The sequence below is a fragment of the Methylobacterium sp. Leaf88 genome (genome assembly GCF_001422795.1).
In the GTDB taxonomy this organism is placed as follows: domain Bacteria; phylum Pseudomonadota; class Alphaproteobacteria; order Rhizobiales; family Beijerinckiaceae; genus Methylobacterium.
In genome coordinates this window covers 129,679-155,233 of record NZ_LMMK01000052.1, presented here as the reverse complement: position 1 = coordinate 155,233, position 25,555 = coordinate 129,679, and the positions used below count along the sequence as shown (strand labels likewise).

17 protein-coding genes, 2 tRNA genes and 1 pseudogene are annotated in these 25,555 nt (G+C 66.9%); 14 read left to right on the top strand and 6 right to left on the bottom strand.

Features of this window, described 5'->3' with window-relative positions; genetic code table 11:
- Positions 1 to 41 precede the first annotated feature (41 nt).
- On the top strand, positions 42 to 281 hold the full coding sequence (locus ASF20_RS20795; RefSeq protein WP_056216349.1) for a hypothetical protein: 240 nt from the start codon (positions 42 to 44) through the stop codon (positions 279 to 281).
- A gap of 496 nt (positions 282 to 777) precedes the next feature.
- Here ASF20_RS20795 and ASF20_RS20790 read toward each other — a convergent pair whose 3' ends face one another.
- Positions 778 to 6,162 carry a hypothetical protein gene (locus tag ASF20_RS20790; protein ID WP_056277564.1) on the bottom strand — a complete coding sequence of 1,795 codons (5,385 nt, stop codon included), beginning with the start codon at positions 6,160 to 6,162 and terminating at the stop codon, positions 778 to 780.
- 809 nt (positions 6,163 to 6,971) lie between these two features.
- On the opposite strand from ASF20_RS20790, the gene ASF20_RS20785 reads away from it, so the two are divergent.
- The gene (locus ASF20_RS20785) at positions 6,972 to 7,697 is read left to right on the top strand and encodes a Crp/Fnr family transcriptional regulator (protein ID WP_056277561.1); all 726 of its coding nucleotides are present in this window, start codon (positions 6,972 to 6,974) and stop codon (positions 7,695 to 7,697) included.
- 158 nt (positions 7,698 to 7,855) lie between these two features.
- A complete protein-coding gene (locus tag ASF20_RS23665) occupies positions 7,856 to 8,095 on the top strand; it encodes a hypothetical protein (RefSeq protein WP_082487324.1) in 240 nt (79 codons plus the stop codon).
- A gap of 174 nt (positions 8,096 to 8,269) precedes the next feature.
- Here ASF20_RS23665 and ASF20_RS23660 read toward each other — a convergent pair.
- Positions 8,270 to 8,802 (bottom strand): annotated as a pseudogene (locus tag ASF20_RS23660) (transposase); the annotation flags it as partial.
- Between the two features lie 435 nt (positions 8,803 to 9,237).
- Between ASF20_RS23660 and ASF20_RS20780 the strand changes: the two are divergent.
- The 4 genes from ASF20_RS20780 to ASF20_RS23655 all read left to right on the top strand — a co-directional run bounded on the left by ASF20_RS20780 (position 9,238) and on the right by ASF20_RS23655 (position 14,952).
- Positions 9,238 to 10,221, top strand: coding sequence for a DctP family TRAP transporter solute-binding subunit (locus ASF20_RS20780; protein ID WP_056277557.1), 984 nt, complete (start codon positions 9,238 to 9,240; stop codon positions 10,219 to 10,221).
- A gap of 20 nt (positions 10,222 to 10,241) precedes the next feature.
- A complete protein-coding gene (locus tag ASF20_RS20775) occupies positions 10,242 to 12,227 on the top strand; it encodes a HAMP domain-containing methyl-accepting chemotaxis protein (RefSeq protein ID WP_056277552.1) in 1,986 nt (661 codons plus the stop codon).
- A gap of 163 nt (positions 12,228 to 12,390) precedes the next feature.
- The gene (locus tag ASF20_RS20770; RefSeq protein WP_056277621.1) at positions 12,391 to 13,719 is read left to right on the top strand and encodes an alpha-amylase family protein; all 1,329 of its coding nucleotides are present in this window, start codon (positions 12,391 to 12,393) and stop codon (positions 13,717 to 13,719) included.
- An 852-nt stretch (positions 13,720 to 14,571) separates the two neighbouring features.
- The gene (locus tag ASF20_RS23655) at positions 14,572 to 14,952 is read left to right on the top strand and encodes a DUF1476 domain-containing protein (RefSeq protein ID WP_244476513.1); all 381 of its coding nucleotides are present in this window, start codon (positions 14,572 to 14,574) and stop codon (positions 14,950 to 14,952) included.
- A gap of 1 nt (position 14,953) precedes the next feature.
- Here ASF20_RS23655 and ASF20_RS20760 read toward each other — a convergent pair whose 3' ends face one another.
- Both ASF20_RS20760 and ASF20_RS20755 read right to left on the bottom strand, forming a co-directional pair.
- Positions 14,954 to 15,667, bottom strand: a complete 714-nt coding sequence (locus ASF20_RS20760; RefSeq protein ID WP_056277546.1) for a hypothetical protein — start codon at positions 15,665 to 15,667, stop codon at positions 14,954 to 14,956.
- 133 nt (positions 15,668 to 15,800) lie between these two features.
- Positions 15,801 to 15,890, bottom strand: a tRNA-Ser gene (locus tag ASF20_RS20755).
- 244 nt (positions 15,891 to 16,134) lie between these two features.
- Between ASF20_RS20755 and ASF20_RS20750 the strand changes: the two genes are divergently transcribed.
- From ASF20_RS20750 to ASF20_RS20725, 6 genes are all read left to right on the top strand, one after another.
- Positions 16,135 to 17,202: an HD domain-containing phosphohydrolase gene (locus tag ASF20_RS20750; RefSeq protein ID WP_056212088.1), complete on the top strand. Its 1,068-nt coding sequence runs from the start codon at positions 16,135 to 16,137 to the stop codon at positions 17,200 to 17,202.
- Between the two features lie 217 nt (positions 17,203 to 17,419).
- Positions 17,420 to 17,884: a MarR family transcriptional regulator gene (locus ASF20_RS20745; RefSeq protein WP_200917550.1), complete on the top strand. Its 465-nt coding sequence runs from the start codon at positions 17,420 to 17,422 to the stop codon at positions 17,882 to 17,884.
- Between the two features lie 349 nt (positions 17,885 to 18,233).
- Positions 18,234 to 18,692, top strand: coding sequence for an NUDIX hydrolase (locus ASF20_RS20740; protein ID WP_056212083.1), 459 nt, complete (start codon positions 18,234 to 18,236; stop codon positions 18,690 to 18,692).
- Positions 18,693 to 18,851: 159 nt separating this feature from the next.
- A tRNA-Thr gene (locus ASF20_RS20735) sits at positions 18,852 to 18,926 on the top strand.
- A gap of 264 nt (positions 18,927 to 19,190) precedes the next feature.
- A complete protein-coding gene (locus tag ASF20_RS20730; protein ID WP_056277542.1) occupies positions 19,191 to 19,472 on the top strand; it encodes a hypothetical protein in 282 nt (93 codons plus the stop codon).
- A 15-nt stretch (positions 19,473 to 19,487) separates the two neighbouring features.
- The gene (locus ASF20_RS20725; RefSeq protein ID WP_056277539.1) at positions 19,488 to 19,868 is read left to right on the top strand and encodes a hypothetical protein; all 381 of its coding nucleotides are present in this window, start codon (positions 19,488 to 19,490) and stop codon (positions 19,866 to 19,868) included.
- A gap of 69 nt (positions 19,869 to 19,937) precedes the next feature.
- On the opposite strand, the gene ASF20_RS24300 is transcribed toward ASF20_RS20725, so the two are convergent.
- Positions 19,938 to 20,090: a hypothetical protein gene (locus ASF20_RS24300; RefSeq protein ID WP_156648149.1), complete on the bottom strand. Its 153-nt coding sequence runs from the start codon at positions 20,088 to 20,090 to the stop codon at positions 19,938 to 19,940.
- Between the two features lie 522 nt (positions 20,091 to 20,612).
- Here ASF20_RS24300 and ASF20_RS20720 point away from each other — a divergent pair.
- On the top strand, positions 20,613 to 22,268 hold the full coding sequence (locus ASF20_RS20720) for an acyl-CoA synthetase (RefSeq protein ID WP_056277536.1): 1,656 nt from the start codon (positions 20,613 to 20,615) through the stop codon (positions 22,266 to 22,268).
- 28 nt (positions 22,269 to 22,296) lie between these two features.
- Here the strand turns inward: ASF20_RS20720 and ASF20_RS20715 are convergent, their stop codons facing one another.
- Complete coding sequence (locus ASF20_RS20715; protein ID WP_056277533.1) at positions 22,297 to 25,272, bottom strand: N-6 DNA methylase; 2,976 nt, start codon at positions 25,270 to 25,272, stop codon at positions 22,297 to 22,299.
- Between the last annotated feature and the right edge of the window lie 283 nt (positions 25,273 to 25,555).

Genomic DNA, 25,555 nt, shown 5'->3' with positions numbered 1-25,555 from the left:
GAGACCCCGTGTGCTCCCGCCTGCTGCGCGTGGAGAACGCCGTGCCTCGCTACTTCTTCGATATTCACGACGGCAAGACGACGCGCGACGACGAGGGTATGGACCTTCGCGGCCCTGAGGAGGCGGCTCAGTATGCCAAATCGGTCCTGCCGGGGATCGTCGCACACGAGGTCCCCAAGGATGGCGAACACCAGGCCTTCTCGGTGCTCGTGACGGACGAGGACGGGCATCCGATCTACTCGGCCGCCATGACCTACACGGGCACCTGGCTGATCCGATGAACAGGGTCTCGCACGCCGAGTGAAACGCCGTGCCACGCCGCAGCGGTGTACGACGCCCACGGCGATCCGGGGCTGAAGGAGCCCGTTTTCGCCTCCAGGGCATGCGGAACTAGGCATGAGCCCTTGCCGAGGTAGGCCGCCGACCTGGGGGACAGCCTGCGGCGCGTTCATCCGATCGGATCGCTCCATCCCTCTCGATCTGCGCCGAGGGACAGTCGCGGCCGCGCATCCTGTCGCAGAAACGTCAGTCGATCATCCAGCCTCCCCGACAGAGAAATTTGAAACAAACAACACCGGCATCGTATCGCGTTCGTCATGCATGACCTTGCACGCGAAACGCCGCCCGTCCGCCTGTGTTGGTGGAGTGTAGCGCTGCGGTCTCGCGCATCGGATGCTGAGACGAAGCATTGATTGAACCACACAGCAAACGCCGGCGTCGATTTGATCTTTCGTTTGGCAGGGTCTGCATTTCTTCTAGCCCGCGCTGGCAATCGCTTTAGAACTCTCCGGCCAACCCCGCGCGGACGCCCTGCTGATTGGCCTGGCTGTAGCTGTAGCCGGCCGTCAGCGCGATCGGGATCGTGGTATCCAGCCGATGCGCCAGCCCGACTCCTCCGGCCCACTCGCCCCGGAACGTGGCGCCGTTGAGCGTCCAGCTTGTCTTGCCGGGCTGCGACGGCATGGAGGCCGAGGTCATCGCCATGGCGGCAGCGATGCCTTGGCGCGCTTCGCGCCGCGTTGCCGTGGCGTACTGGCCGATGCCGTTGATCTGCGCCCCCAGGGTCTCAACCTGGTTCGCCAAGCCTGCGATATGGCCAGGTCCATAGTCGGAGGTCGCCAGGTTGCCGGCGGCATCGGCGGTCACGAACGCGGTGGCGCCCGTCTGGACCGCCCTGCTCTGCGAAGAGCCGACTCCGGCCAAGGTGTAGCTGCTGCGCTGCGAGCCGATGGCGATCTGATTGGCCCGAGCCGTGGCGACACCCGCACCGATCGCGATGGCATTGTCCTGCTTCGCCACGGCCCCCCGTCCCAGGGCGATCGCGTCGGAGCCTTGCGCGCTCGCATTCATCCCGACGGCCGTGGCGCCCGCGCCAGCGGCATTTGCCGAGCGGCCAAGGGCCGTGCTGTTCTCCGCCGTCGCGCTGGCGAAGGCACCGAAGGCCGAGGCTTCGTTCCCGCTGGCCAGCGCGTTGTAGCCGACGGCCGTGGTCGGGTCCGCGATCGCCCGTGCCCCGTAGCCGATGGCCGTCGATCCATCCCAGGTCGCCTGAGCCGCCGTGCCGATGGCGGTGGTCGCGGCAGCCATCGCCTGGCTGCCTTGTCCGAAGGCTGCGCTGTCGGCGCCGCTGGCGAGGCTGCTCGCACCGACGGCCGTCGTCCGGTCCCCTGCCGCCGCGCTGTCATGGCCGATGCTGGTCGTGCCTTCGCCCCGTGAGGTGGTCATGGAGCCCACGGCAACGCTCGCGACCCCCACGGCCATGGCCCCGTAACCGCTGGCATAGGCATCGGCGCCGGAGGCGACCGGCTTGACCGCGCCACGGGTGTTGTTCGACCGGACCGGGAAGTCCTGAAGCTTGGCTTCGACGGCCTGCGCCGTCGTGTTGAGCTGGCCAAGGTTGACCGCATCACCCGCGGCCTTGCCGTCGGCGACGCCGCTGACCTGCCGCGGCCCCTCCGTGCCGGACACGCTGACGACGGTTCCACCGGCCTGTGCCGCGACGGTGACGGCTCCTCCCGAGCCCGTCGGCGACAGGCTCACCGAACCGCCGGAGGTGCTGGATTGGAGAGAGGCCATCTGCTGCGCCACCGCCCCGATGTCCGTGGCGTTGCGGGCCAAAGCCGTATCGACGGCGCTGAGGGCGCTGCCGACATCGGTGTAGGTGCTGCCGCGAATGCTGTAGCTCGGTCGGGTCCAGCCACCGACGGCATCGAAGCGGGCCCCGCCCCCCAGCATGCCGGCAAGCTGGGTGTTCGTGGCAAAGAGCTGCCCGCCGTTGATCGCATCGGTGGAACCGCTGCCGAGGCCGCCCCCGGCGACATTGACGATGCGCCGCTCGGCGCCGACGCGTCCGATCGAGAGCGTGTCCGCCTGATCCGCAAGCGCGCCGTTGCCCAGCGCAACGGCGCGCGCTGCCGTGACCGTCGCCCCCTGGCCGAGCGCCAGGGCATCACGGGCCGTCACGGACGGCGCCGCGAGGCCGGAGGGATTGCTCGTGGCCAGCGGCAGATCGCCGATGCGGGTGCCGACCCCCGTCACCGCCGCATCCAGCTGGGCGAGCGTGACGGCATCGTTGCCGGCGGTTCCCGCGGCGAGCCCCCTCAGCGTCCGGGTGCCCTGCGAACCCGTGAGATCGACGACGTTGCCGCCCGTCCCTGCGGCCACCGTGATGCCGCCGCTGGCCCCGTGCTGTTGCACGAGACCGATCGCGCCATCGTCCAGGCTGCCGCGCAGGGCGGTCAGCGACGTCGAGAGCGCACTCACCTGCTGGTTCGTGCTGTAGAGCTGGCCGCCATTGACCGCGTCGGTCGACCCCGAGGCGAGCGTGCCGCCGGCCAGGTTCACGATGCGGCGCTCGGCTCCGGGAGCACCGACCGAGACCGTATCCGCCTGCGTCGCGACCGAGCCGCTGCCGAGCGCCACCGAGCGCGCCGCGCCCGCCGCGGCACCGTAGCCCAGGGCAACCGCATCGCCCCCGGTCGCCGCGGCGATCGGCAGAACGGACTGGCCGTTGATGGCGACGCCTGGGGAACTTCCCGTGCTCACGTTCGTCAGGGCCGCGCTGAGCTGGCCGACATTGACGGCATCGTTGGCGCTCAGGCCGGCGGCCACACCGGTGACGCGCCGATCGCCCGCACGCCCCGACAGGCTGATCTGGGTCCCGTTCGTGGTCGCACCGACGCTGAGATCACGGCTCGCCGGATCCTGCTGAACGAGTCCGAGGGTGCCGTCGGCGAGGCCGGTCTGCAGGCTGGAGAGCCCCGCCGACACGCCCGTCAGATGGGTCGTGTTCGCGGTCACCTGCCCCTGGAGGTTCGTGACCGTGATGGCATTGGCCGAGCCGGCGCGCTGGAGGGCCGCGATCCCGGTGCTGTTTCCCTCCGTTCGGGCATCGAGGGCGCCGATGGCGCCCGAGACGGTGCCATAGCCGAGCCCGGCCACCGTGAAGGTCGGACCCTTGAAGGTTCCGGTGACCGGATCGAAGGCCGCGCCCCCACCCAGAGCTTGACCGACGCCCGTCAGGCCTCCCTGCACGCCCGTGAGCCGTCCGGTGGTCGCCGCCAGGGCTTCGTTCGTGGCATGGAGCTGCCGTCCGGTGACGGCGTCGCTCGAGGCGGCCGTCAACGCCCCATCGCTGACGTTGACGATGCGGCGGGTCGCTCCGGCCGCGCCGACAGACAGGGTATCGGCGCCATCGGCGATCGAGCCGGCGCCGAGGGCGATACTGCGCGCGCCCGTGGCCTGTGCGCCGTAGCCGACACCGACCGCGTCACGGCCCGTCACCAGCGGCAGGGCGCCACCCGAGAGATTGTCGCTCGCGAGCGCCGGCGCTCCACCCCCACCGAGGCCGGCCACGAGGGTATTGAGCTGAGCCAGATTGACGGCGTCATTGGCGCCCGTTGCAGCGGCCACGCCGGTCACACGGCGATCGGCCCCCCGCCCCCCGACGCTGACGAGGCTCCCACCGGTATCGCCGGCAACCGTCACGGTTCCTGCGGCACCATTTTGCTGGACGAGGCCGACGCTGCCGTTGGCCAGCCCGATCTGCAGGTTGGCGAGACTGTTCGCGGTGCCGGCAAGGCCGTTCGCGTTCGTCGTGGTTTGGCCCTGTAGCGTGCTCAGGCTCGCGGTGGTGTTGGCGATCTCGCTCGTGTGGGCACTCACCTGGCCCTGGAGACTGGCGAGGCCGACGGCGTTGCCCGCAACCGCCTGGTTCGTGGCGTGGAGTTGCCCACCGTTGATGGCGTCCGTCGAGTTGGTCGCGACCGTGCCGGCCGCCATGCCCGAGACCTGACGGGGCCCCGCGGTCCCGGCCACGCTGATCCGGCCCCCATCGGTGCCACTGCCGACCGAGAGGTCGCGGGTGATCGCGTTCTGCTGCACGAGACCGATCGTTCCGCTCTGGACGCCGGCGCGCAGGCTGGTGAGGTCGCCGGTCGTGCTCGCAAGGGACGTCGCCGTCGTGCCCAGCTGCCCCTGCAGGGTCCCCAGCGAGGCATTGAGGGTGGTGGTCGTACTCGTGAGCTGGCCCTGCACGCTGGTGATGGCCGCGGTGTTGCCCGCAAGGGCCTGGTTCGTGGCGTTGAGCTGCGCGCCGTTCACCGCATCGGTCGAGCCCGCACTCACGGATCCCGACGCGACACCGCTGAGCTGGCGCGCGCCGAGGGTTCCGGCGATGCTCACGCGCGTACCATCCGTCGCGGCGCCCAGGGTCAGGGTGCGGCTGGTCGGATCCTGGCTGAGGAGCCCGAGGGAACTGCTGCCGACGACGGTCTGCAGGCTGGCGAGGCCAGCGCTGTTCGATGCCAGTTGCTGGTTCGTGGCGTAGAGTTGCGCCCCGTTGACGGCGTCCGTCGAACCACCGGCGACGAGACCGGGCGCCAAGCCATGGATCCCGACGGCGCCGAGCATGCCGCCCTTGCTGAGATCGATCGAGGCGGTCGCCGCACCGCCGCTTCCCGGGACGTACTGGACCGAAAGGGTGTCGAGCGCCCCGAGAGCACCGCCGATTGACGCGTACGCGGTCCCGCCGATGCTGTAGCTCGGAGCCTGATAGCCACCCGTGACGGCATCGAAGCCGGCGCCGCCGCCCAGGGACGACGCGAGGGCCTGGCCGGACGTGCGCAGCTGCGTGAGAGTGACGGCATCGTTGCCATTGATCCCGGCACTCACACCCGTCACACGCCGGTCTCCACTCAGCCCCGAGAGGCTCAGCAGCGTTCCGTCGGTCCCCTTGCCGATCGTCAGCGTGCGCGCGACGGCATCCTGCTGGACATGGTTGGGCAGGCTCGTGACCTGGTTCTGCAGGGTCTGCAGACCGGCAGCCGTGCTCGTGATCGCCGCGGTGTTGCCGGTAACGCGAAGGTCGAGAGCGCCGAGGGCCTCGCCGACGTTGGTGAAGGAACTGCCCTGGACGGTGAAGCTCGGCGCCGTGAAGAGCCCGGTGGTGGCGTCGAACTTGGCGCCCCCTCCGAGGCCGCTGGCGAGATTGCCGCCGACACTGGAGAGCTGCCGCAGATTGACGGCGTCGGTGGGCTTCGTCCCGCCGGCGACGTTGATGATCTGCCGCTCCGCGCCGGCATCGCCGACCGAGACGGCACCGCTGGTGGAGGCGACCGTGGTCCCGCTGAAGCTCTCGACGGCTCCGCCGAGTCCGGGTCGGTTGGCGACGGATCCGCTGCCGAGGGCGACCGCGCCTGCCGCGCCGACGGTCGTCCGCGCACCCAGAGCGAGGGCGGCGACCGCTGCGCTGTGCGCGTCGGTGCCGAGAGCGATGCCATCGTCGGCGCTGACGCTCCCACGCAACCCGATCGCAAGGGCTTGATTGGCCGTGACGGTGGCGCTCGATCCCAGCGCGATCGCGTTGGCCTTGCCTGCGGCCGTGACGGAGCCGCTCCCCAGGGCGATGGAGGTGACGTCGCCCGCGCTCGCCACGGTCCCGGTCAGGCTGCCGAGACCGGTGATGCGGCCGCCACCGATCGCCAGGCCCTTGCTGGCGTCGAGGGTCAGGCTGGAGGCGCTGAGATTGCAGCCGGCGGGACTGTTGACGCTGACGAGGTTGCCGTTGGCGTCGAAGACGCCGACGCGCAAGGTCACATCCGACAGGGGCGCAATGACCCCCTGATTGATGTTGTCGACCAAGCCCGTCAGCGTCGTGCTCACCGCGCCGAGCAGCCCCCCCGACGCAATCGGCGTGGGAGACGTCAGATGGGGTAATCGTACGCCAAGTCCCGCACACACATCGACCAGAGACGTCGACTGCGCCTGCGCCTGCGCGGCGGTGGCGCACAACACAGCCGCCAAGCTTGTCGACGAGAGGCTTAAACCGCGAAATGCGCAGGTTGCTCCGGCCCGTCGATCACGCTCCGGGCCCACACCGCGCGCACTGATTGATCCGATCCACATCATCGCCTGAACCATCGACCCTGATATGATCGATGTTAATAACCCAGCTGGTTAATAGATTTATAATTCTAGGGATGGCCCGAAAATATTCATTCGGGTCTCAATCGCCCCGATAAGTTTGCAACAGGTACTCGTTCGCCAATAGCAAATTTTTACCAGAAAGGCCTGCGCGTCCTACCAGATAAATCAGAACTAACCATGCCAACCGAGTAATCCAAATAAAAGTCTACGTAAATCGATCTATTACCGCGTGAGAAGAACGACCCTCCAATCTAGATTTTCGATCTTCTGCAGTCGCGCTTGCATAATATGCATTATAATAACATGATCATGTTTTCGATATCCTCGCGTATAACCGGAATAATGTTCTACATTATGGTGAAAGACGAGATCTAGCATTAGAAACAAATTTTCACTTATGATTATTTTGAAATATATATCAATTTATCAAAAGCATGCGATCATGACAATTTGTAATAGTAAGGCGCCGTTGATCGTTGTCTTGCTGTTTCGCAACAAAATGTATTTATGACTCCGACCCTACCGGGACCCTCGCTTCCAGTCGCATGTCCAACCCTCTGATCCAGAAGCTCGAACGCCGCTTTGACCTCTCCGGGGCCGACAGGGCCTGCCTCGAGGGGCTGAAAGCCCACCTCGTCCCGGTCCGCGCGCGCAGCGCCATCATCCGACAGGGCGATGCGCCGGATCATGTTCATCTGATCCACAGTGGGTTTGCGTGCCGCTACAAAGCCCTGCCGGATGGCAGTCGGTTGATCTTGAGCTTCCTGATTCCGGGAGACATTTGCGATTTCAACGCGCATTTTTTGGGGTCTATGGATTATTCGGCTCGCACCCTGAGCGACTGTGAAATCATGAAGATCCCGCTCAAAGAATTGAGCGACCTTACCGCTCGCAGCCCGACCCTGGATTATGGCTTTCGCTGGATCAGTCTCATTGACGAGAGCATCCTGCGAGAGTGGCTTGTGCTGGCGAAGCGTCGCTCAGCGGAAAAACAGGTCGCACATTTGTTTTGTGAATTCCTCGCGCGCCTCGAAGCCGTTGGTCTCACGGAGGGCGATCGGTATGGCCTTCCTTTGACCCAAGCCGATATTGGTGACGCAACCGGTCTTTCGACCGTCCATGTCAATCGCATGCTGCAGCGACTGAGGGTCGAAAAACTCGTCGAGTTCAAGAATAAGCACGTCACGATCCTGAATTCGAAAGCACTGAGAGATTTTTCGGAGTTTGACGAGCACTATCTTCACCTTCGACCAAAATTAGCACTCACGTAAATTCGTGCAGGCACATCGAAGCGCGTCCCTTGATTGGACGATGCCTGTTCCGGAGGTTTTCTCCGGTTCTTCCAGGGGGATGGAAAATCTTGCACCCGTCCCTGGCGTAGGCCCCGACGAGACCTATGTGCTCCTACCGGATACATCCGGAGGTCGCAGTGCCCCGCTACTTCTTTGACACGCATGATCGTGTGATGACGCGCGATGAAGACGGGACGGAGCTTGCTGGTCCTGACGAAGCAGCCCAGGAGGCGAAGAAGTTACTGCCTCTCATCGCAGCCGGTGCGGTGCCGGCAGATGGAGAACGTCAAGCCTTCACGGTGATGGTGACGGATGAGGAAGGTCGTCCGATCTACTCGGCCGCCTTATCGTATGTCGGAACGTGGCTTGTTCGGTGAGGGATCGCAGCCTGCAGGGCCGAGAAGCGCACCGCAGCGAGCGGTTGCGAGGCGGGTGCCGAACCGAAAGCCAAGGAGGGCAGCACGGCCGCCGAGGAGCCCGTCCGCGTAGGGGGTTGGCGCTTCAGGATTGAGGTCGGGATCCGGGATGCCTGTCGGCCAGGCTGAGCAGGTCGCCTTCGCCAATGTAAGGAGGTTGCGGGCGCTGGAAATCATGGCCCATTCGCCCCAAACCTGGGCGAACCCGCGCAGCAGGAACTGCCGGACGCTTCTGGCTTGCTGGATTGGTCCGAAAACCGGCTCGACGACCTGCCTTCTCGGGCGGTCGCGGCTCCGGCGGCCAGCGCGCTTCAAGCGTGCGGCCATGGCGCGGACAGGTTCGACCCGTTGGCAAAGCCGGCATCGCCCGAGACCTCACGCGGCTTTCGACCGAGATGAGCGCGGACCGCATCGACGGCGATCCCGCCGTCGCGGTCCTGAAAGCGTACGGGCCTCGGCGATCGCCGTCGAGCAGGAGCGCCACCATCGTACCGGGATGGTCGGGCGGGTCGCCGCGCTCCTCGGTATGGGTGTCGCGGATGGTCGAGAGGTCGAGGGCTTCTCGCCCCGTGTCGCGCTCGAAATGCCCCCTCGGCCCAGGCGGCACGAACTCAATGCGGCGACGGCGGCAGAAGCCGGCCCTGATCGACATTCCACGCCCGAAGCATCTTGGCCTTGGGCCCAGTGAATCACCGCAAAGCGCAGCCATCGAGAGGGTCACTCGGGCAGGCTTCCAGGTGGCAAAACTGTCCGCCTTTGGCTTCTGCCAAGTTATCCATCGATGAACGGTCCGAACGCATTTGAGGATCGCCTTTTTCCAAGAACAGGCATCCGCGCGCCCCGATCGTCTGGGTCGATGACATCCGTGTTGATGGTCGGATTCATGGCGGGCACTTCCCCGGGCGAAAGTTCCGCTGCCTGCCGCATGTAAGCCGCGTGTCGATCAGAGCAATCGCACTTCGAATGAGCATGGCATAGAGCTTGCTGATGACATTTTGAAATGATTTCGAGTGTAGGGTGGGCTGGCTCGCTAACCTACGCTGTCAATGTTCTTTTAAGCGCAGGCGTTTAAGCGATGGGCGACTATCGCATAGGATACGCCGGTGCTTGGACGTCTCAGAGTTGCAGCGACGATCGTCGGGCTCTGCTCGATTTTGACCATCACGCAGGCGCAGGCGGAGGAGCGCGTCCTCAGGCTCGGCTTCCTCTTCGCCCAGAGTTCGCAGCTCGGAGCAGGTGCCGAGCGCTTCTCCAAGGAAGTCGCCAAGCGCACCGGCAACGCGTATCGCGTCGAGCTGTATCCGAACGGCGCGGTCGGTGGCGAAGTCGAGATGGCGGAGGAGCTCCGCCTCGGGCACCTCGATATGGCCTTCATCACGAGTGCGCCCTTCTCCAGCATCATCCCGGAATTCGGGATCTTCGACATCCCGTTCCTGTTTCGCGATGCGGGCCATGCGCACGCCGTCTTCGACGGTGCGGTCGGGCAGGATTACCTGAAGAGGTTCCAGCAAAAGGGTATGATCGCGCTCGCCTGGGGTGAGAACGGCATGCGCCACATCACCAACTCCAAGCACCCGGTCACCAATCCCGAGGACCTGAAAGGCCTCTCGATGCGGGTGCCGCAGTCGGACATCATGCTCACGGGCTTTCGAAGCCTCGGCGTAAAGGCGGAGCCGCTGGCCTTCCCGGCCCTCTACGGCGCTCTGCAATCCGGGCAGTTCGACGGGCAGGAGAACCCGATCGCGGTGATCTCGGCCTCCCATTTCAACAAGGTTCAGAAGCACCTGACCCTGAGCGGCCACGTTTACTCCTGGGCCGTCATGGTCATGTCGAAGACGGCCTGGGATTCCCTGGACCCTGCCGAACAGAAGGCCTTCACCGAGGCGGCCCGGGCCGCCGGCCAGGTGTCCCGCGAGGCGGCCGGGCGCGCCGAACGGGAGGGCGTGGACGAACTGCGCAAGGCCGGGATGAACGTGGTCGCCTCGGTCGATCGCGCCGCCTTCGAGCAGAGCCTGCAATCCGTGACCGCCGGATTCAGCGCCAAGTTCGGCGCCGAGACGATCCGCCAGATCAAGTCCATCCGCTGACGCTTTCGAGGCTCCCGCTCATGTTCACGCTCCGCCTCGACCGCCTCTCGGTCTCTCAGCGCATCCTGGCCGGCTTCGCCGTGGTGCTGCTGCTCCTCACCATCTCCGCCCTGACGACCTTCCGCAGCGTCAGCGTGCTCAACGCGGAGATCGAGAGCACCCGCTCCCGCATGCAGGCCGCCGAGGAGGCCAGCGCTTTCGAACTGCTCCTCAACGGGGTGCGGCGCCTGGTGCTCAACTACATGCGCACGGAACAGGGCGACATGCTGAGCGACCTGAAGACCGGTCTCAGCGCCCTGAAGGCTGACAGCGGCGGCCAACCCTCGGGCAGCCAGGATGCGGCGATCAGAAGTCGGGCCCTCGACTACGTCACCGGCACCGACGCACTCGTCGGCGCGATGCAGAAGCGGAAAGCCGCCCTCGGGGATCTGGTCAAGCTCGGTGCAGCGCTCTCCAACGCCGGTTACGCGATGGCGCAGCTCGCCGCGCAGGAACCGGGTCTTGCCGCCGCGACCTTCCGCGCCGACCGGGCCCTTCAGGCCGGCATGAGCGCGGTCTATCTTTTCCGCTCCAGCAACAATCCGGCGGATGCCAGCACGGCCACGGTCGAGTTCGGCCGCTACACCCGGGAACTCCTGGCCCTGTCCCGGCTCGACGAAGCCGGCCTGCTCCAAGCCTCGCTCAAAGTCGCGAACGGGAAGGTCGCAGCCTTCAAGGCGGCCCTCGACGGTGTCCTGCAGGGCGCCGGCGAGGTCGAGGTGGCGTATCAGAACCTGAAGCAGACGGGCGACGCGTTGATCGGCCTGGGCAAGGAGACCCGTGAGCGGGCGGTCCGGGAACAGCAGCAGATCATGGCGGTGATGACCGCGGATGCCAGCCAGCTGAGCCAGCTTGTCATCGGGATCGGTGGCGTGGCCCTGGTGATCGGCGGGCTCCTCGCATGGCGTGTCGGCCGCGGCGTGTCCGGGCCGGTGGCGGCCATGACCGGCGCGATGCAGCGCCTGGCCGCCGGAGACCATGGCGTGGCTGTTCCGGGTTCCCACCGGTCCGACGAGCTCGGTGCCATGGCGCGGGCCGTCCAGGTCTTCAAGGACGCACTCATCGCCAAGGAGCAGGCTGACGCCGCGGCAGCCGAGGAGGCGGATGCGAAGATGCGACGCGCCGACCATCTCGACGCCCTGACGAAGGCGTTTGAGGCGAATGTCTCCGTTCTCACGCAGGGTCTGGCCGGTGCTTCCACCGAGATGGAGGCCACGGCCCGGGGCATGGCAGGCACCGCGGAGCAGACGACCCGGCAATCCGGCACGGCGATGCGGGCCGCCGAACACACCTCCGCGAATGTGCAGACCGTCGCTGCGGCCACGGAGGAAATGTCCGCATCCATCCAGGAAATCACGCAGCAGGCCGGTCAGTCGGCCCGCATCGCGCAGCAGGCAGCTGATGAGGCTCGCCGCACGGACGGACTGGTCCGGCAACTCGCCAGTGCCGCCGAGCGGATCGAGACCGTCGTCGCGATGATCAACAAGATCGCCGGGCACACGAACCTCCTTGCCCTGAATGCCACCATCGAGGCGGCTCGGGCAGGCGAGGCCGGACGGGGTTTTGCCGTGGTCGCGTCCGAGGTGAAGGAACTTGCCGGTCAAACCACGCGCGCGACGGAGGAGATCGCGGGGCAGATTGCGTCCATCCAGGGCGTCACCCAGGCCTCCGTCGCGGCCATCCAGGCCATCGGCAGCACGATCGGGCAGATGGCGGCAGCCTCGAACGCCATCGCGGCTGCCATGGAGCAGCAGGGCGCCGCGACCCAGGAGATTGCCCGAAACGTGCAGCAGGCGGCGAACGGAACCGGCCAGGTCGTCGGTAGCATCAACGATGTGCGCCTGGGCGCCGACTCGACGGGCAGTGCCGCGGCGCAGGTGCTCGGCGCCGCGCAGGAACTCTCCCATCATTCGGAGAGCCTCCGTCACGAGGTCGGAACGTTCCTGATGGCGGTGAAGGCGGCCTGAGGGCGCCCGAAGGCGTCGAACGTTCGAAAGCGTCACATCGGACCGGCTCTTTCGAACGCGACGATCGGTTCAACGCGAACTTGTGAAGGGCGAACACCGCTCGGATGTGGACCGCCGACCCGAGCGGCGGGTTTCCCTGCAACTCCTGAAACAAGGCGGTGCCGTGCCCGATTGGCTGGAACACACGATCTGGTGGCAGGTCTTCCCGCTCGGCTTCGTCGGAGCCGAATCCGAGACCGTCGAGGGCGCTCCCGTCGTGCATCGCCTGGGCCATGTCCAGGCCTGGCTCGACTATGCCGTCGAGCTCGGCGCCACGGGGCTGGCCCTCGGACCGGTCTTCGCCGCCTCGACCCATGGCTACGACACGATCGACCCCTTCCGGGTCGATCCGCGGCTCGGCGACGAGGCGGATCTCGTCGCCTTGATCGAGGCCGCCCATGCGCGGGGCCTGCGCGTGCTCCTCGACGGCGTCTTCAACCATGTCGGCCGCGACCATCCCGCCTTCGCCGAGGTTCTGGCGCAAGGGCCGCAGGCGCCCAGGGCCGCGTGGTTCCGGCTGTCCTGGCCCCGGGGCACCGATCCGGGCACGGAGCCGGACTACGCCTGCTTCGAGGGACACCGGCAGCTCGTGACGTTGAACCACGACGCACCCGCCGTGGCCGACTACGTCATCTCCGTCATGACGCATTGGCTCGCCCTGGGGGTGGATGGCTGGCGCCTCGATGCGGCCTACGCCGTGCCCCGGCGCTTCTGGTCCGACGTCCTGGCGCGTGTGCGGTCGGTCCATCCGGACGCCTACCTCGTCGGCGAGGTCATCCACGGGGATTACGCCGCCATCGTGCGCGACACCGGCCTGGATGCGGTGACCCAGTACGAGCTCTGGAAAGCCATCTGGAGCGCCCTCAACGACCGCAACCTGTTCGAACTGGCCCATGCGCTCGACCGCCACAACGGCTTCCTCGACGCCTTCGTGCCGCTGACCTTCGTGGGCAACCACGACGTCACGCGGATCGCGAGCCGCCTCGCCGACGAGCGCCACCTCCCCCAGGCCCTCGCGATCCTGCTGGTCTGCGGCGGCACACCCTCGATCTATGCGGGCGACGAGCAGGCCTTCCGCGGCGTGAAGGAGGAGCGTGTCGGCGGGGACGATGCGATCCGGCCGGCTTTCCCGGACACGCCCGCCGGGCTCGCCCCCTATGGCTGGCCGATCTACCGTCTGCACCAGACCCTGATCGCCCTGCGGCGCCGGCATCCCTGGCTGCACCGCGCCCGCACGCGGACGCTCCACCTGACCAACGAACAGCTCGTGCTCGCGGTGGGTGACGGAACCCAGCACCTCCTCCTCGCCCTGAACCTCGCCGAGGCCGGCCTGCTCCTGCCGGCGCCGAATGCGCGCATCGTCGAGGCCGGGGAGGCGTCGCTGGCAGCGCCCGGAACGCCGGATGCTCGGGTGAGCCTCGGCCCCCAGGGCTGGGCCGTCCTGGCGATTTGATCTTTGCCGTTCGACAGCCTGGCGCTGCGCAGGACCGGGGGGAACGTGTCGTGAGCACAAAAGGAATCCCTCTCGACCCAGAGGGATTTCCCGAGGACATCGCGTCCTTCGCGAGGATGACGGTTCGCCGCCAGCGTCAGCGTTCGGCGCGGTCAGCCGCTCGAAGGCGCGTGTCGCGCGACAGCATGCGAAGCTCCCTGTGCCCGCTGGTCGCCCCGACGTCAGCCATGCCGAGTCCGCCCTCGAACAGGCCCGTGACGGCCGCGTGTCGGAGTTCGTGGAGGCGATGGTCGTTGCTGCCCGCGCGCTCGCGCAGGCGCATCCAGGTCTGGTCAGGGCCACCCGCGCGCATCGGGAAGAGGCGTTCCGTCGGAAGGGAACGTTCGGCTCGGAGTGTCAGTTAGGCGCTCACGGCACGCGGCGTCAGCGGAACGTGACGCGTGTCGCCGTCCTTGGTCAGAGCGCGGTGTGCAACGCACTGAACCAGGTCTACGTCGCACCAACGGAGCGACAGACGTTCGCCTCGGCGCTTCGCCGTCGCGATGGCGACGATGCTCAGCGACTGGAAGCCGGGTGTGCGTAAGACAACGGCACAGAGGCGCCGAAGAGCAATCCATCGGACGAAGACGGATCGGTTCAGGGCAGCGGTTTTGCGTGATCGGACCTTCGTAGCGGCGTTCGATAGGAAGACGACGTGCTTCGATGCAGCCAAGCTCAGGCCAGCAGGACTCGGTGCGAGCGAGTGCTCCTGCTGAATAAACCCGTTGTACGCACGAGGCTTCGGAGTAGGATCAGGAGAAGATCGGTTCTGCGATAGCCTCAATCAGCCACTCGATAATCTGGAGACGCCCCGTGTCCAAGCTGTTTGAAGAACGGGAACGCGCAGCAGAAATGCTTTTTGTTCGTGCGGAAGAAGCGCGATTTATGATGCACTGCCAAGGGGTTAGATCGCTGGCAGCCTATGCGGCACAAAAGCTTGGTATCGATGGGCAGGGTGCAGGCGCATATGCCCAAGAGTTACTGGGCGCATCGGTGCAGGGCCTGCGAGGCGACGCCTTGGTGGAGCGCGTGCAGGCGGACTTAGCGTCGAATGGCATCATCGTGGACCTCGCTGAGCTCCGCCGAGAACTTGCGCGGTCGACCGCCCAAGGCATCTACGACGTTGGTCCTGCAGCCAGAGGAGAGGCACCACCGCATTCATCCAGAGCAGGGGTTGACCCCTCACCGAGATAAGTCACAGCCAAGCCGGCGCTGGATACAGAACGATCGCTGCTTCGCTGCCGTGGAAGAGTGAGTCAGACGCCGGCAATATCGCGGGGTCATTTAGAGCAGCACGCGCGATTGCCTCATCGTAGAACGCCGCTGCCAGAGAACGGCGGACCGGAAGAGGCTGCCCTCTTGATGCAGCAGCAGCGCAGAACTCAATGAGTTCAGGGTCGGGCATGACCACGATCCCGAAGCCGGCGTGGAACGGGCCGGCGTCGAACACGCGCATGGCTATGGCGGGCCCCTCAGGAGCCGACGCTTCGAGACCTTCATCGACCAACCAGAGCCGCCGCCCCGCGACGAGTAAGTCGTCTAACCAAACCCCTGCAGCGTCGTGCCAGCCCGTAACCTGGAAGATCGAGAACGAAGCCGCAGCCATCCGTCGAGCGATCTCCAGGTCTCCGGCATCCAGATGGACAGCCCCGTTCTGGAGGAACCGGTCGTAGACGCGCCTACCGCGCTGATTCCGCTCCATAAGGGCGATGTCGCACAGCATGTCGAACACTGTGCCATCGTCGCGCTGCTTTTGGTCCCATAGATCGAGGCGCTTGGCCGCCCGATCGAAATCAGGTTTGCGGCAGCAGCTCACGGCTTGGCGGAGCACAGACTGCATCGAAGCTCGGATGAGGTAATACTGCGCGAGGACGGCCTCGCGGGATGCAACCGACTGCGTTCCGTCCACACGGGTTCTCCACGCGCCTGACGGCAGCGTGCCGTGAGCGTGGCCTGACGTCTACCGGCAGCGGGTGCAGCGAAAAGCGGAGACATCAGCCGCTCAGCGATCGTGCTTCCGTCACTGAGATTGCTGATCGAAGTGGCGGAGAGGGGGGGATTCGAACCCCCGATGCCCTTGCAGGCATGCCGCATTTCGAGTGCGGTGCATTCAACCGCTCTGCCACCTCTCCGCGAAGGCGCCTCGATGAGACGGGCGGTCACTAGCACGAGTGCTCCGGCTTTCACAAGCGGGGATCGCGGGAAAGCGTGGCCGAGGAGAAGACGAGGGAGCCGGCGGTGTCGCGGTTCGGATGCGCCGGGGTCTTCAGCGTTGCTTAACCGGGGCGGTGCGACGGTCTGCGGGACGCGAATCGGAAACCCGTCGGCGACGCCTTGGACGCCGTACGGGGATTGACAGGATCGGGAAGCCCAGGGATGGCATCGGACGCCGCCACTGCCGTGATCGCCGTCCTGGCCGGCTCCGCGCCCCTGCATCTCATCCGCGTCCTGGCCCCCCTCGGCTGCGTGATCCGCCCCGTCAGCGGCCTGCCCCAGGATCTCGCGACCGATCGCGGCCCTCTGCCGGCCTGCGACCTGATCGTCGTCGAGGCGGGCGCCCAGGAGTCCTGCGCAGTGCTCGCGCTGATCGCACGGGTGCGCGGCCTGGGGGCGCAGGCTCGGACGCCCATCCTGCTGATCGCGGCCGACGATGCGCCACCGGTCCGGCGCGCGGCCGCGGCCGCCGGGGCCACCGATCTCATGGCGTATCCGGTCGATCCCTTCGATCTGCGGACCCGGGTCGGCAACCTGATCGAACTCGCCCTCGCCCGCCGGGCCGCCGAGCACCAGGGCCGGCTGGCGGCCCACACCGTCGAGCGGGCCGTCGTCGAGGCCGCAGCCCGGGAGCGGGAGATCATCCGCCGCCTGATGCTGGCCGCGGAGTTCCGCGACGACCAGGCGGGGGGCCACCTGACCCGCGTCGCCGGCTGCGCCATCGCGATCGCCGAGGGCCTCGGCCTCCCGGAGCAGGAGGCGAACGACATCGCCTTCGCGTCGACCATGCACGACATCGGCAAGATCAGCATCCCGGACCATATCCTGATGAAGCCGGGCGCCCTCACCGAGGCCGAGCGCGAGGAGATGAAGCAGCATGCCCTGCGGGGCTACCGCATGCTCCATGACAGCCCGTCCCACCTGCTGCAGCTCGCCTCCGACATCGCCCTCACCCATCACGAGCGCTGGGACGGCGAAGGCTACCCCCAGGGCTTGAGGAACACCGAGATTCCCCTGGCCGGCCGGATCATCGCGGTGGCCGACGTGTTCGACGCCCTCATCTCCGAGCGGGTCTACAAGAAGGCCTGGTCCCTGGAGCGGGCTCGCCAGCACATCGAGGCACAGGCCGGGACGCATTTCGATCCCGACTGCGTCGCCGCCTTCGTCTCGCGGTGGACCGACATTGTCGGCCTGATCGCGGAGCATCCGCCCGAGAACGCGGCTGCCTGACCCCGGCCGGACGCCGCGGATCCCGGCTCAGCCGGCGAGACATCACCGGATCCGGAGGGCGACAGAAGGCCGGGATCCTGTTATCGCTGCGGCGAAACAGGCATATACTAGAGGCATCTACGTCCGCTATCCTCGATTGTCCGCAGGGGCGGTCCCCGTCGTCTTGCTGGGACGCCGCGGTCGCGGGCTTCGGGATTTCAGTGGCATGGCATGCATGATGGACGCTTCCCGCGAGACAACCGCGCCCCTCACCGATCCGCTGCTCCTCGACAACCAGCTCTGCTACGCCCTCTACGCGGCCGCCCACCGGATGACGAAGTCCTACCGCCCGATGCTGGAGCGGATGGGCCTGACCTACCCGCAATACCTCGTCCTCCTGGTGCTGTGGGAGACCGACGGCATCACGGTTTCGGAGATCGGGCGGCGCCTGCGCCTGGATTCCGGCACCCTGACCCCTGTCCTGAAACGCCTGGAGGTGGCGGGCTTCCTCGTCCGGAGCCGACGGCGCTCCGATGAGCGCGAGGTCGAGATCGCGCTCACGCCGCGCGGACAGGGGCTCCGGGCCGAGGCGGCCGCCGTGCGAGAATCCGTGATGTGCCAGCTCAACATGTCGGAGCCGGAGGTGCAGGCCATGCGGGCCGACCTGAACGCCCTGATCGAGAACCTCAGTGCGGCCGGGTAAGGGACCGGAGCGCCGGCCCCGCACCCCGCCGAGCCGCCGAGCCCGGCTTCGGACGCCGCCGCTCCCTGGAAGGCCAGTAATTTTGCCGGGTAAGTTTTTCTTGAACCGAACGGGACAGGGCCGCTAAGGCGGTGCTGTCGAGCGCGCGATGCCGCGGACAAGCCCTCGTTCACAACCTGTGCGGGATTGAGCGTATCGTGGATTCCCACCGACCGGTTCAGCAGGCCATCACGACCCCGTCCCGGGTTCCGGCAAACGAATTCCCCGGGCCGTGCCCGTCGATCGCTGGCGTGTCCGGGCCAGGACGCATCAGGGTCGAACTTGCCGGTCGGTCCGGCGTTTCCGACCGATGAGTGCGCATGCGGGCGAAGCGGATCTGGCCCCGCGACGGCAGGTTGGTGTTCTGCCGTTCCGGCGAATGCCCGATGGCGGCTTCATGATCATGCTCATCACCTCGCGGGAGAGCCGGCGCTGGGTGATCCCGAAGGGCTGGCCGATGAAGGGGCGCAAGCCCTACGACGCCGCCGCCCGGGAAGCCTACGAGGAGGCCGGCCTCCTCGGCACCGTCGGCAAGCGTCCCCTCGGCTTCTACCTCTACGAGAAGCGCCTGAAGAGCCGCGATGCGGTCCTGTGCCAGGTGAAGGTGTTTCCTCTTGAGGTGCGCAAGCAGCTCAAGCACTGGCCGGAGCGCCATCAGCGCGAGGATCGCTGGTTCAAGCCGTCCGAGGCGGCCGACGCCGTGGCGGAGGCGGGGCTCGCCGCGATCATCCGTGCCGCCTGCAAGCGGGAAACCGGCGCCCTCGCCTGAGACGGGCGGGCGACGTCCCCGCCGCGCCCGTGGGAATTCGGCCACCGACCCGAGAGAAACCGACACAATTCGCTGCGATGCGATTGCCAAGGGGATGATGATCGGCTAATTGCCCGTCCGTCCGGTTCGCACGGCCCTCGCCGCAACCCAGGACGTTTAGCTGCTGTAGCTCAGTGGTAGAGCACCTCATTGGTAATGAGGAGGTCGACAGTTCAATCCTGTCCAGCAGCACCATTATTCTCCAACAAAAACAGCGCGTTCGGGGTGATGGTGCCGACTGCCGCTCGGTCCGGCTTTTTGTCTGGGCAGCACGCGGGCGGTCCAGGTTCGGAACGCGGTTTTCGCACCCTTACGTAAGCCGCCCGCACGCCCCGTACGACCCTGCTATCGGCCGTTCGAAGCCCCCCCGACCGGCAGCGGACGGCGGAAGCGGACACGGGGCGAAGCAGGGTGTAGGACCGTGCATGGGTCTGGAACCGCCGGCCTCGGAGCATTCCCATGAAACGCGCGACCCTATTGCTGGTGGCCATCAGCCTGTTCATGGCGGCGCATGCGAGCGCGCAGAGCCTTCAGCCTCCATCCGATGGCCCGAGCACGCGCGAAGCGCCACGCACGAAGCGTGAGCGTGATCTCGGCCTGGACGGGAAGCCACGCGGGCAAAGAGAACTGTCGGCTCCGGACCGGGACGGGTACTCCACCGAGGAGCCCGATGACGAGGAGGACGACGATCTCGGGGAGGCCCTCCGTGGGGCTCAGCCCGCCGAGCCGCAGGCCCGTTGATCGTCTGCGGACCGCATGCGCTCTCCGATCCTCGCCCTGGTACTGGCCGTCGCGACCACTCCCGCCGCCCGCGCTGAGCCGGCATCGACCCTGGCCGGGCTGTGGCAGGCTCTCGGCTCGTGTTCGCAGTCGGTGGGGGGCCCGGCAGGCTCGGCCGGCTCAGAGGTCACGGTGCTGCTCAGCATCAGGCGTGATGGCAGCCTCCAGGGGCAACCGCGGATCACGCACGCGAAGCTTACGGGCGACGATGCGGCTCAGAAAGAGTTCCTCGCTGGCGTGCTCGGGGGCATCGCGCGGTGTTTCCCGCTCTCGATCACGGACGGCCTCGGCGGTGCCGTTGCGGGGCGCCCCCTTCGCCTGAGGGTCATGAACCGAGCGAGGGAGCGCGGCGCCTGAAACGTTGCCGCATGAACAAGCTTTGCCGACAGCCGCTAAGAGAAGCCGGGCGATGATATCGTAACCATGTCACGCCGCGCATATCACTATGGAAGTCGCCTGCCGCATTGCAGCAGCCTGGGCAGCAAGTCTGGACTGCGGAAGATGCTTCGATACGGCCTCCGGCAGCGGGAGGGCGAAATGGGATGCGATGTTGTGGCCGATGTCGTGATCGGCTTTCATGCCGCAGCGTATCCGGCATTCGCCAGATCCGAAGCAAAGCGTTCTGAGCGAAACGCAGACGCGCAGGATCCATCTGCCTTTCAGTCGCTCGGAGCAGCGCATTCGTCTGGCAGCCCGTCAGCTCCCGCGGATCGTCATGTCCGCGCCGTCGGCAGCTCACTACCCTGCGTCGCCTGGATGTGCGCGTTCAGGAGGTTGTCCGTCCGGTCCGAACCGAGGACGCTGGAATCGCGGCGGAGGGTCTGCTCTCCCGCACGATGGCCGTGTCCCTGTTCCCGAACGGGCTCGGGCAGACCCAGCCGCGCCTCGTCTCCCTCGCGGGGGACACCCTTCCCCTGGGCACCGCGTCGCCGATCCGCTCCGGCGGCCGGGAGATCGCCTACCACCTGAGACAGGGCGCCGCTGCCGCAACTGCCGCCCGTTCGGGCCTGCGTCGCCACGCAAGGCCCCTTGTGGGCGATGATCCGGGGCGATTTGTCGGAACGCCGCGACGGGGTACTCTCCCGCCAGGGAGATACGCCGATGACCGCCTCAACGACGGCCGCCAGGGCCGCGCCATCGATCTATGACCGGGACCTCGACCGGAACCCGGCGAATTACCAGCCGCTGACGCCCCTGAGCTACCTCGACCGGTCGGCGCGGGTCTTCCCGGATCACTGTGCGGTGATCCACGGCCCCCTGCGGCGCAGCTATGCCGAGCTCTACGCGCGCTGCCGCCGCCTCGGGGCGGCCCTCGCGGCACGCGGCATCGGGCGCGGCGACACCGTCGCGGTCGTCCTCGCCAACACGCCCGAGATGATCGAGGTCCATTACGGGGTGCCGATGACCGGCGCCGTGCTGAACACCCTGAACACCCGCCTGGACGCCGCCGGTCTCGCCTTCTGCCTCGACCACGGCGAGGCCAAGGTGCTGATCACCGACCGGGAATTCTCGAAGGTTGTAGCTCCGGCGCTGGCCCAGGCCCGGGTCAAGCCCCTGGTGATCGACGTCGACGATCCGGAATTCACCGGCCCCGGCACGGCGGTCGGCAGCCTCGGCTACGAGGCCCTGCTGGCGGAGGGCGACCCGGCCTGGGACTGGGCGATGCCCGGCGACGAGTGGGACGCGATCTCGCTGAACTACACGTCGGGCACCACCGGCGACCCGAAGGGCGTGGTCTACCACCATCGCGGCGCCGCCCTGCTCTGCCTCGGCAACGTCATCACGGGCAACCTCGGGCAGCACCCGGTCTATCTCTGGACCCTGCCGATGTTCCACTGCAACGGCTGGTGCTTTCCCTGGACCCTCTCGGTGGTCGCCGGCACCCATGTCTGCCTGCGCCAGGTCCGGGCCGGCGCGCTCTATGCGGCATTGGCCGAGCATGGCGTCACGCATTTGTGCGGCGCGCCGATCGTGATGCAGCTCCTCTTGAACGCGCCCGCGGCGGAGCGCCGCCCCCTGCCCCGGCGGGTCGCCTTCCTGACGGCGGCCGCGCCGCCGCCCCAGGCGGTTCTCGGCGCCATGGGGGCCGCCGGCTTCGACGTCACCCACCTGTACGGTCTCACCGAGACCTACGGCCCGGCCGTGGTGAATGCCTGGCATCGGGACTGGGACGCCCTCGACGACGAGGTCCGCGCCGCCAGGATGGCGCGCCAGGGCGTGCGCTATCCCGTGCTCGAGGGCTTCGACATCCGCGATCCCGAGACCTGCGAATCCGTGCCCGCCGACGGCGAGACGATGGGCGAGGCGATGTTCCGCGGCAACGTGGTGATGCGCGGCTACCTGAAGAACCCGAGGGCGACGCAGGCCGCCTTCGCGGGCGGCTGGTTCCGCTCCGGCGACCTCGGGGTCAAGCATCCGGACGGCTACATCCAGCTCAAGGATCGTTCGAAGGACATCATCATCTCGGGCGGCGAGAACATCTCCTCCATCGAGGTGGAGGACGCCCTGTTCCGCCACCCCGCCGTCTCCGCCGCCGCGGTCGTGGCCCGCCCCGACGCGAAGTGGGGTGAGACCCCGATGGCGTTCGTCGAGCTGAAGCCCGATGCCACCGTGGAGGCCGACGTCCTCATCGCCTGGTGCCGCGAGCGGCTGGCCGGCTACAAGCTCCCGCGCCACATCGTGTTCGGAGAGTTGCCGAAGACCTCGACCGGCAAGGTGCAGAAGTACCTGCTGCGGGAACGGGCGAAGGAGACGTGAGCGGGCGACGGCCCCGCCCGTCGCCCGCTCACGGTGGGGCCGCGAACCTGCGATGGACCAGAGCCGCTTCATCCGTCGTCAGGCTGTAGAGCGTCTCGATCGTCCGATCGAGATTGGAGCGAACCTCTCGGAAGCGCTCGATCGCCTCCGCCCGGACCTTCACGCTGGGATTGGCATTGAGGCGCGCACCCAGCTGCATCAGGTGTCCGACCTGGGCGACGATCGCAGCGTGCGTCCGGGCCTCGCCGGCATCTCCGAGGTCGAGCAACTTGATCGGCAGGGCGGCGAGTTCGTTCGTTCCGACATTGTTGTTGGAGCTGGTCAGCTGGAATCGCCATTGCAGCAGCTGGCTGTTCAGGCAGGCGAGGATGTATTCCGGGGACAGATCGCAGGTCGGTGCGACGACGACCGCGTTGGTCGAATCGGCGAAGTACCAGCCCGGCTCCGAGAGGGTCGCGACGATCCGATGCCGCTCGTCCACGCCAGTGATCCTCTGGGTCGCGATGCGCCGGACGCCGACGGCATCCGGCGTGATGTGGGCCTGCTCGTAGCGCGCACGGTCGAACCATTCGACGCGCCCCTGGCTCAGGGTGCGATGGATCGCGTAGGCGGAGACCTCCACGCCCTTCAGGAGCCTGCTGTGCCGGGGATCGTCCGTGATGTAGGCGCGGTAGATCGTCTGGTTGATCTCGCCGCGCGCGATCCGAATCCCCGCGATTCCGTCGAGGCGCGCGACCGAGTTCGCCTGATGCAGCTTCTTGGCCAGCTCCCATGAGGCCTGATCGGTGATCGGGATCGGCAGGCCCAGGGGATCGATGGCCGCCAGTTCGCTCCGTCGCATCGTGACGTCCCGGGAGGGATCGTCGAACGACGCCCGGGGATAGACGTGGAGGCTGATGCGCGGGTTGTGCTTGCGCCGGGACGGCGGGCGCTTGCGGCCTCCGACGACCACCGTCGACAGCTTGGCATCGTAGAAGACGCGATGCTGGCGGATGTCCTTCTGGGGAAAGGCCCGCGCGTTCAGCTCGTCGACCTGATCCAGGACCGCGAGGCGCGTCGTCTTGCAGCTGAAGTCGGCGAGCAGCGCCATGGGCACGATCATGCCCAGGGAACCGTTGTGCCTGACGAGCTGCAGGCTCTGGATCAGGAAGAACCGGAACAGGTTCAGCTTGCCGCCCTTCGCGGCGTCCAGTCGGTCCGTCCGGGCGAGGTAGGCGCGGAAGACGTCGTGGGGCCAGGAGGCCGCGCCGCGCTCCTTCTCGATGACGTCGTAGGGCGGATTGCCGATGACCGCGTCGAACCAGCCGCGGGCACGGACCTCCGGAAACGACAGCTCCCAGGAGAACGGTTTCGCCTCGGTGATCCGCAGGCCGGCCGGCAGAAGCGCGTAGGCATCCTGTCCGACGAGGCTGTTTCCGACATGGATGTTGCCGGTCAGGTCCGGAAGAAACGTCTCGTTCGGGAACAGTACCCTCTGCCGCCCCAGGGTGGATTGGGTCTCGCCCTCGAGGATCTTGAGATAGATCGACATCTCCGAGACTTCGGTGGCCTGGCGATCGATATCGACGCCGAAGATACAATCCTTGGCGATGCGCTTCTTCAGCTCGCTGGTCAGCTTCAGGTCGCCATGGGCGTCGAGATAGACGGATTTGCCGTCCCGCTTGTCCACGTTGAGATGGTAATAGTGGATATGCGCCTGAAAGAGCTTTTCCAATGCACGGATCAGGAAGGTTCCGGACCCGCAGGCCGGATCGAGGATCCGGATGCGACGCATCTGTTCCGGCGTCTTGCCGTCGAGGAGCGGCGCCAGGGCGCCGTCGACGATGTGGGCGACGATGTGCTCGGGCGTGTAGAAGACGCCGCCCTGCTTCCGGATCTCGGGCTTCGGGGTGACGTTCCCCTGTTCGTCGATGACCGAACCGAGGAAGCGCTCGTAGACCGACCCCAGGATCTCGATCGGCAGGGTGCTGAAGAGATAGGGCGACTCGTCACCGGCCAGATGATCGATGAAATCGGCGAGCCATCGGTCATCGACCACGCAGGACTCGACGAAGTGGGCCGGCGCTCCGGCCCGTCCATAGAGCCCGCCGTTGAAGGCCGCCCGCATGTTCGCCTGGTTGCCGACGATCACGGTCCACAGCTCGCCCTTCCGGCGTCCGTGCCGTTCCCAGAGCGCCAATGCCTGCCGGAGCGTCTGGAAGGTATCGATGTCGCGGTCCTCGCAGACCCTCTGAAAGATGAGGCGATCGAGGATCACCTGGACGGCCTCGTTGATCGACTCCACGTCCCAGTGCAGGGCTGCGTTGTGCCGGATCAGGGACTTGGCCAGCCGGGCGCGCTCGCCTTCGAGGTATTGCAGGAAATCGGTATCGACGGCCCGGTTGCGGTCCGGCTTGATCAGCCAGAGTTGCCGGTCGGTCCGGGAGGTGACCTTGGGCAGGTTCTGGATGAAGGCTTCCAGGGAACCGGCCGCGACGGCTTGCCGTGACAGCAGGTCCCAGATCTTGGGCGCCGCATCCCGGTAATCCTGGTAGCAGAGGCGCCAGCCCGGCACGACGCTGAACGGCTTCTCCCGACTCGGCTTCCCCCCGACGACGAACAGGTTCAACTCGTCGAAATTCGTCGTCAGGCCGATCCAGAGACGCAGGTTGTAGACGTAGTTCTGCAGCTGGAACCGGTGGTTCTCCAGCTTCTCGGGAAACTTCTTCGCCTCGCAGACGAAGCGATCGAACCCGCCGATCCGGAAGACGTAATCCGCCTTGCCGTTGATGACGCCGTCATAGGCCCTGTACTCGACCCGCACGTCGCGCATGAAGGGCGGGTCGTCCTTCGTGTTCCTGACGTCCCAGCCCAGCGCCTCGAAGAATGGATCGAGGTACTCGTTCCGCAGCGAGTACTCGTCCAGCCCCTTGCGATACTCCGGACGATACTTCGCGAAGCGCTGGCACAACCGGTCCAGGACGACGAGAAACTGATCGAACTCGCGGCCTCGCTGCAGGTCCATCCGAAACACTCCAACGCTTGCGCATCCATCTCGACCGCGTGTTCCGGCGTCATCCGATCGCCGGACCGGCACCGGGGCGAAGACGGACAGGCCCGGCCGCCTGCCGGGCTTCCCCGCACGGCGTTGCGGAGCACGACAGCGTGGGCGCCCGCGACTCGCGTCCGAACGGACCGGGCAGACCCGAAGAGGCCGGTCTCCGACCGGGGCGGGATCGAGGTCGTCGCAGGGGCCACCTGGGGAAGGCTGCAGGGCGGGGGCGATCGAAAGCGGGAACGCTAAACAT